Here is a 6308-nt window from a genome sequence, read left to right as displayed (position 1 = left end):
AACTCGATTTTCATCGAGTTTGTCTACAGTCTGTCAGTTGCCAATAGGCAACTGTTTTTTTATAGCGTAAAAGGGGCAGATTAGTTGGATGAGGGAATTTTTATTGCATGTAGAATTGTCACAGTAAGAACAAAAGGAGGTTTGAAAGTATACAAAAAGATGAATGCCAATTATAGTTTTTAAAAAAAGTGTATATGCCTTTAATTAATATTAAACATTAGCGTCATGCAACATAGCATCCAAATGAAAATAAAATATAAAGGAGATGGAGATATAATGGAATTCTGGGAATCCAGTTTCATAGAAAAACAAACGATGTGGGGATTTGAACCTACGGACTCCGCTATCTTCACAAAGGACTTTTTCCTTGAAAGGAATGTTAAGGACATACTGGTACCAGGTATTGGATATGGTAGGAATGCAAAGGTTTTTATTGATAATGGAATAAATGTTACAGGTATTGAGATTTCAAAAACAGGGATTGATTTGGCGAGGGAAAATGGGCTTGATATTAGTATTTTTCATGGTTCAGTAACAGACATGCCTTTTGATAACAAACTCTATGACGGTATATTTTGTTATGCACTTATTCACTTATTGAATAATCGTGAGAGAGAGAAGTTTATTAAAGATTGCTATAATCAGCTAAAGCCAAATGGATATATGATTTTTACAACAGTTTCAAAAAAGGCCCCAATGTTTGGTAAGGGCAAACAATTGGATAAAGACTATTTCGAGATAATGGAAGGCGTAAAAATGTTTTTTTATGATTCGGGCTCCATAAAAAAAGAATTTGGAAAATATGGACTGGTAGAGTTTTCGGAAATTGACGAGCCAAATAAGAACATGAAAAATAAACCTTCAATAAACTTTATTATTGTAAAATGTAAGAAAGAATTATAAAGATAATCATACAAAAAATATAAAAAAGTGAATTGTTACGAGATAGGCTGTGGATATACTAACGGCTGCTTTCCTTAAATATTAGAAAGCCTTTTTTATGTAACAATTGGGAGAGCATTCCTGTGATAAATGTGTGGATAATAGGTTTTGTGGATAAATCTACTTAAACAAACGGGTGCTTTACTTCAATAAGAGGGTTGCTTTGGCAGCTTTTTTTTTGTATGAAAACACTTTAGTGAAAGGCCATACTTAAATAAGCCCACCTTATGGAACTAACGGGTCGGATAGTTCCATAAGGAATGCTCCTACCTATAAAAGTCACTTATTTACAGATCAACAGGGTAAGTAGAACCATTATTATGAATAGTAAAATTCCATATTATCAATAATAAAAAGGTATTTTTAACTTTGGAAGGAGATGGTTATATGAAAAAATTATTATTGATGGGATTTATTTTTTTATTTCCTCTAAACATGGTGGCTGGAACAACGAGTGCAGAAGCTAAACCGCAGGTACAACGTATTAGCCAATCTGAGGTAAAGTTCGAAAATGAATTCAGGAGACTTTGGATTGATCATGTATTGTGGACAAGTAATTATATTACAAGTGCAACAACAGCTGGAGCGGAGGATCAAAAACAGGTACTGGCTAGGCTTCTGAGGAATCAGGAGGATATTGGTAATGCTATAAAGCCAATATACGGAGAGAAAGCTGGGAACAAACTTACGGATCTGCTTAAGGAGCATATTGTTATTGCGGGAAAGATTGTAGATGTGGCTAAAAGCGGAAATAATGCATTAGTGCAACAGCTAAACAAAGAATGGTATAGAAATGCTGATGAAATAGCAGCTTTCCTTAGCCGTGCCAACCCCTATTTGAAAAATGAAGATCTAAAAAATTTGCTGTATATGCATCTGAAATTAGTGACAAATGATTTAACTGCAAGCTTAGCAAAAGATTGGAACGCAAGGATCGTTTCAATTGACGATGGGGTCACACATATAATCCTAATGGCAGATACCATCTCTGCGGGAGTTGTAAAGCAGTTTCCGGATAAGTTTTAAAAAATAATCTTAAGAATCCTCCAGCATTCTGTTGGGGATTCTTTCATTTTGAGGGCATTTGCTTATGTTTATACAACTGGTTCATACAAATACCGCGCGATGGTTGCGTAACTGCATTATTGCCTACATGCGTGTTAGTCAATAAAAGTGTAAACAACCTAGGCATCTAGGCAAGTTTATGAAGGGATGTACTTAAACAAAAAGGTGCGTTAGCTTAAGATTGGAGCAATCTTTAAGGCAGTCTTGAAAATGATCATTAGTGATGGAATTATTCTTGTTATAATACGTAATGGGCAGTAAAATTCAACAAAGAAATTTGTTTGAATTATGGTGTCGTGATTGATGAAATGGACGTGACCAAAAGGTGTTTGAACCTAAGGGGATTTGGTTATTTTTAACTATTTTAATAGTTAGTTTATCCTGATATTATGAAAGGGATAAAGATTGGAGGAGGAAATAACATAAAAAGCTTATTTTCAATCTTAAGTACCTTTGTGTTGGTTCTGGCAGGTGGAATGGTATTAAGTACTTCTTCTGCACAAGCAAGTGTTCCTCAGTATTCTTTTCAAACAGAAGATGGAAAATGGGATGGTGAAATTGGAAATCCTAACAAAGGCAGTGACTTAGAGGTAGAACTAGTTTCCCCAATCTATTTAAAGACCTCTTCTGGAAGTAAGTTATTGACTAATTATAGTAACGTATGGTCTCGTCTCTGCAATGCTAGTACTGGAAAGTGCACAGGCTATCATAGCTTAGCAGGTGGAAAGACATTATTCACAGATATGAAAATAGGTAAATTCTATGTTGATGTGAAAGATGGATATTCTTCTGGCAAAGTATATGGAAAACTACAAATTATTTTCAAATAACTTGTATGACTTGCTACTCATTAATGGGTAGTTTTTTTATATGGAAAGTTTCTAGTATAAATTAATATCTAAATTTACTAAAACTGATCACCACTGCCCCCCTGTTCCATCCGGTTCGCTGGTTGTCCTTTTAGCCACAGCCTCAGCAGTAGGTCTTCCTGCAGAAGGCGTTGCAATTATAGCAGGCATTGACCGTGTGCTGGATATGGCACGTACTGCTTGTAATACTCCTGGACATGTTCTCGCTTGTATTGTGGTTTCGAAGTGGGAAAAAGAGTTCCGTCAGGAAGAATGGAAAGCTCAAACCGAACAATCAAGCATTCAGGCATAAGGTTAAGATAAAAGGAGCACGCATGTTTTGTCGTTCTCCGTCAAATATTGGGGTGATGGTCTTAGGACTTCGCCCTTTTTCATGTGAATCCTCATCCTTATAAACTTTTGGGCTATTAAAACCTTTTACGGTGCAGGTCATAAAATAAGAGAATCGATGATATGAGTAACTAATTTTTCTGTTCTAGCACCTGTTGAGAGATTTTATTGGATTGAACTTATTCTATTGTTTGATGACAATTTTACGGAATGAACCATAAATCTTTTTTCTTGCTGTAACTTAACGAACTAAAACAATTAAATTCAATGAAGTGAAGAGTGCTTAGGCAGCCTTTTTCTTTTAACACCAACGGGCAGGATACTGGAAGATGTTGATGGTATAATATGGTATAAGGGTAATCAGACTGCTTAATAAGGAGGTTGTCATATGAGTTATAAGAACACACTTATTACCATTTCAGAGGATTCAAAAGTTACTTCAGCAAAGGTACCTGTCATCAGAAACGGAAAACCCACAATTGCTTATATTGAGTATGATTTAATGAATAATAACCCATATAAATTTACACAAGACGACGTGCAATTCAAAACATATTTGATCAAGAATCAAATAGAAGAGGAAAATGCAGATGAACTTCGAGAACAGTTTTTTTTCAAAATCCAAGGCTTGCTTCAGAGCTTCTCCTTTAGTGAAGAATTATGGTTGGGGAATTCATTATAATAATCAAGGAAAAATTGCCATATATGATGTTAAGAGTGATAGGTATAGCCAGTTATTTAATCAAGTGGACATTACAAAACTTAAAGGTATGCGTTCCAAAAGAAAATAAATACAAGCGGGGATATAGAAATGATGAAAAAAAGTAAACACCATGCTGAACATTACATATGGGGAGATAATTGTGATGGGTGGCATTTAGTGAAGAATCAAGATTTAAGTATTATTCATGAACGAATGCCTGCTAATACAGCTGAAATAAAACATTATCACCTGCACGCACGCCAATTTTTCTTGGTTTTATCAGGTATAGCAACCATTGAGGTGGATGGTAAAGAGATTACTTTAAATCAGCAAGAGGGAGTGGAAGTTCCTCCTTTGGTGCCACACCAAATGTTTAACAAGACAAATAATGAAGTTGAATTTCTGGTGACTTCTCAACCGGCAAGTAAAGGTGATAGGGTTTTAGTGGACTAACGGGGCAGTTTAGTTAAACAAGAATAAAGGGGAAATCCCATGATTCTTAGCGTTGTTAAGTAGATTCCTGTGTAACACTCATGTGCTTAGACGGTAGTTTTGCTGTCAAATGGTAGTTTGTTATAGGATAATGGTAATATATTTGATGGTCAACATATTAAGGGAAAACTCCAAAAAGAAGGAAGTGCTAAACGATGAATCTAGAAATGGTTATGCAGGAGCTTGAAGCCCTTGGCAAGGAACGAACTAAAAAAATATACATATCCAATGGTGCGCATGATCCGCTTTTTGGCGTGGCTACAGGCGCGATGAAACCAATTGCAAAGAAAATTAAAATAAATCAACCTCTAGCTGAAGAACTTTATTCCACTGGGAACTACGATGCAATGTACTTTGCAGGCATTATTGCAGACCCAAAAGCCATGACAGTGTCGGATTATGATCGTTGGATGGATGCTGCGTATTTTTATATGCTGTCCGATTATGTCGTTGCGGTAACTTTATCAGAATCGGATATTGCACAAGAAGTTGCTGATAAATGGATCGCAAGCGGTGAAGAGCTGAGAATGTCAGCGGGCTGGAGTTGCTACTGCTGGCTTTTAGGGAATCGGTTAGACATTGAATTTTCAGAAAGCAAGATTTCCAATATGCTTGACATTGTGAAAAATACGATTCACGATTCGCCAGAACGAACGAAATCCGCCATGAATAATTTTCTATACACCGTGGGGATTTCATATGTGCCACTCCATGAAAAGGCAGTCGAGACCGCAAAGGCAACTGGAACCGTAGAAGTCAAACGGGACAAGAAAATAAGCAGTTTTCTCAATGCTTACGAAAGTATTCAAAAAGAGGTCGATAGAGGAAAGCTTGGTTTTAAACGCAAACATGTAAGATGTTAAAAAAATTAGCCTCGCAAAACGGAAGTGTAATCTATTCTTCATGATGAATACTGAATCACAATAAAAGAATCCATTTCGATCAAATATTACGGAGAGGTAACTTTTTATTATAAAGTTGGAGTAGGATCGCTTGGTATTGTACAAATAGGAAATGTTTATCTTAAAGTATCAGGAAATCATCTAGGAAAACTCTCAGGTAGTATAAAAACTTCTGTAAAAAAATAAATTTTACATATAGTAGGTTATTAAATGAAAACTTGGAAGAAAATACTTATTGGTGTAGTATCAATTCTTATAATCGCTATGATAATTGGAATTATAAGCTTTTATTCAATTTAAAGTTTAATCTGCTAACCCAAACAAAGACCATCATTATAATGATGGTCTTTGTTTGGTGTGTGGTGCCCAGCATGGGTACACAACAAACGCCATCATTTTCCTCTTTTCTTGGTATATTTGCTAGGCGTGGCCTTGTAGATACATAGAAAGCAATTATGATAAACAATACACCACCGATTAATAGCATCCTTTTTTTCATGATCAGCACCCCTTTTTATTTCTAGTTTTTGGTTTACCCCCTTGAGATTGCTAAGGATTTAGAAGAACGTGGAATAGCTTTAGTATTCATCAAAGAACAGATTGATTTTAGTACACCATCAGGAAAGCTAATGTTCACTATGCTGGGGGCTATTGCTGAGTTTGAACGTGATTTAATTAAAGATAGAACCACTGAGGGACGTAAAAAGGCTAAGGTACAGGTAAACATATGGGACGTAAAGGGAAGGACGAGAAGGACGTTAAGAAGGCGTTAAAGCTGTATGATGAAAGAGAATCAAACGGTTTAAGCGTTAATGATATAGCTAAAATGACTAGCGTTCCACTATTTACGCTATAGTGAAAGAGATGATTAGCAAATAGCTAATCGTCTCTTTCTTAATGAACTAAAGGGGCAGGTTAGCATTCCTGTAGATTGTTAAATATCAGGTTTGAAAAAAATAGAGCCCCTCAGTAAGATACGAGTATAGAGTCCAATCTAACTCAGAG

8 protein-coding genes and 2 pseudogenes are annotated in these 6308 nt (G+C 35.7%); 9 read left to right on the top strand and 1 reads right to left on the bottom strand.

Annotation, left to right across the window (positions count from 1 at the left end):
• Window positions 1-276 precede the first annotated feature (276 nt).
• From IOC57_RS25170 to IOC57_RS25140, 8 genes and pseudogenes are all read left to right on the top strand, one after another.
• Complete coding sequence (locus IOC57_RS25170) at window positions 277-903, top strand: class I SAM-dependent methyltransferase (RefSeq protein WP_207441313.1); 627 nt, start codon at window positions 277-279, stop codon at window positions 901-903.
• 426 nt (window positions 904-1329) lie between these two features.
• Entirely contained in the window at window positions 1330-1968 is a 639-nt protein-coding gene (locus IOC57_RS25165; RefSeq protein ID WP_207441312.1) for a glycosyltransferase, read from the top strand.
• A 428-nt stretch (window positions 1969-2396) separates the two neighbouring features.
• The gene (locus IOC57_RS25160; RefSeq protein ID WP_286185185.1) at window positions 2397-2837 is read left to right on the top strand and encodes a hypothetical protein; all 441 of its coding nucleotides are present in this window, start codon (window positions 2397-2399) and stop codon (window positions 2835-2837) included.
• Between the two features lie 103 nt (window positions 2838-2940).
• Window positions 2941-3168: pseudogene (locus tag IOC57_RS25155) on the top strand (cation:dicarboxylate symporter family transporter); the annotation flags it as partial.
• A gap of 426 nt (window positions 3169-3594) precedes the next feature.
• Window positions 3595-3888 carry a DUF6157 family protein gene (locus IOC57_RS25150; RefSeq protein WP_286185184.1) on the top strand — a complete coding sequence of 98 codons (294 nt, stop codon included), beginning with the start codon at window positions 3595-3597 and terminating at the stop codon, window positions 3886-3888.
• A complete protein-coding gene (locus IOC57_RS26245) occupies window positions 3791-3997 on the top strand; it encodes a DUF6157 family protein (protein WP_309487767.1) in 207 nt (68 codons plus the stop codon). Before IOC57_RS25150 ends, IOC57_RS26245 begins: the two co-directional genes overlap by 98 nt.
• A 23-nt stretch (window positions 3998-4020) precedes the next feature.
• A complete protein-coding gene (locus tag IOC57_RS25145) occupies window positions 4021-4362 on the top strand; it encodes a cupin domain-containing protein (RefSeq protein WP_207441314.1) in 342 nt (113 codons plus the stop codon).
• Window positions 4363-4556: 194 nt separating this feature from the next.
• Window positions 4557-5264, top strand: a complete 708-nt coding sequence (locus IOC57_RS25140) for a DNA alkylation repair protein (protein ID WP_207441311.1) — start codon at window positions 4557-4559, stop codon at window positions 5262-5264.
• Window positions 5265-5580: 316 nt separating this feature from the next.
• On the opposite strand, the gene IOC57_RS25135 is transcribed toward IOC57_RS25140, so the two are convergent.
• Window positions 5581-5802, bottom strand: coding sequence for a hypothetical protein (locus IOC57_RS25135; protein ID WP_207441310.1), 222 nt, complete (start codon window positions 5800-5802; stop codon window positions 5581-5583).
• 58 nt (window positions 5803-5860) lie between these two features.
• On the opposite strand from IOC57_RS25135, the pseudogene IOC57_RS25130 reads away from it, so the two are divergent.
• A pseudogene (locus IOC57_RS25130) lies at window positions 5861-6159 on the top strand (recombinase family protein); the annotation flags it as partial.
• Between the last annotated feature and the right edge of the window lie 149 nt (window positions 6160-6308).

The organism is Bacillus sp. SD075, assembly GCF_017355165.1.
Lineage (GTDB): Bacteria > Bacillota > Bacilli > Bacillales > DSM-1321 > Peribacillus.
Note: the sequence above shows the minus strand (reverse complement) of the source record. Positions and strands in the feature narration are given on the sequence as shown.

Coding starts and splice junctions, on each gene's coding strand:
- IOC57_RS25170 (WP_207441313.1), top strand. CDS start 277: ATGGAATTCTGGGAATCCAGTTTCATAGAAAAACAAACGATGTGGGGA.
- IOC57_RS25165 (WP_207441312.1), top strand. CDS start 1,330: ATGAAAAAATTATTATTGATGGGATTTATTTTTTTATTTCCTCTAAAC.
- IOC57_RS25160 (WP_286185185.1), top strand. CDS start 2,397: ATGAAAGGGATAAAGATTGGAGGAGGAAATAACATAAAAAGCTTATTT.
- IOC57_RS25150 (WP_286185184.1), top strand. CDS start 3,595: ATGAGTTATAAGAACACACTTATTACCATTTCAGAGGATTCAAAAGTT.
- IOC57_RS26245 (WP_309487767.1), top strand. CDS start 3,791: ATGCAGATGAACTTCGAGAACAGTTTTTTTTCAAAATCCAAGGCTTGC.
- IOC57_RS25145 (WP_207441314.1), top strand. CDS start 4,021: ATGAAAAAAAGTAAACACCATGCTGAACATTACATATGGGGAGATAAT.
- IOC57_RS25140 (WP_207441311.1), top strand. CDS start 4,557: ATGAATCTAGAAATGGTTATGCAGGAGCTTGAAGCCCTTGGCAAGGAA.
- IOC57_RS25135 (WP_207441310.1), bottom strand. CDS start 5,802: ATGAAAAAAAGGATGCTATTAATCGGTGGTGTATTGTTTATCATAATT.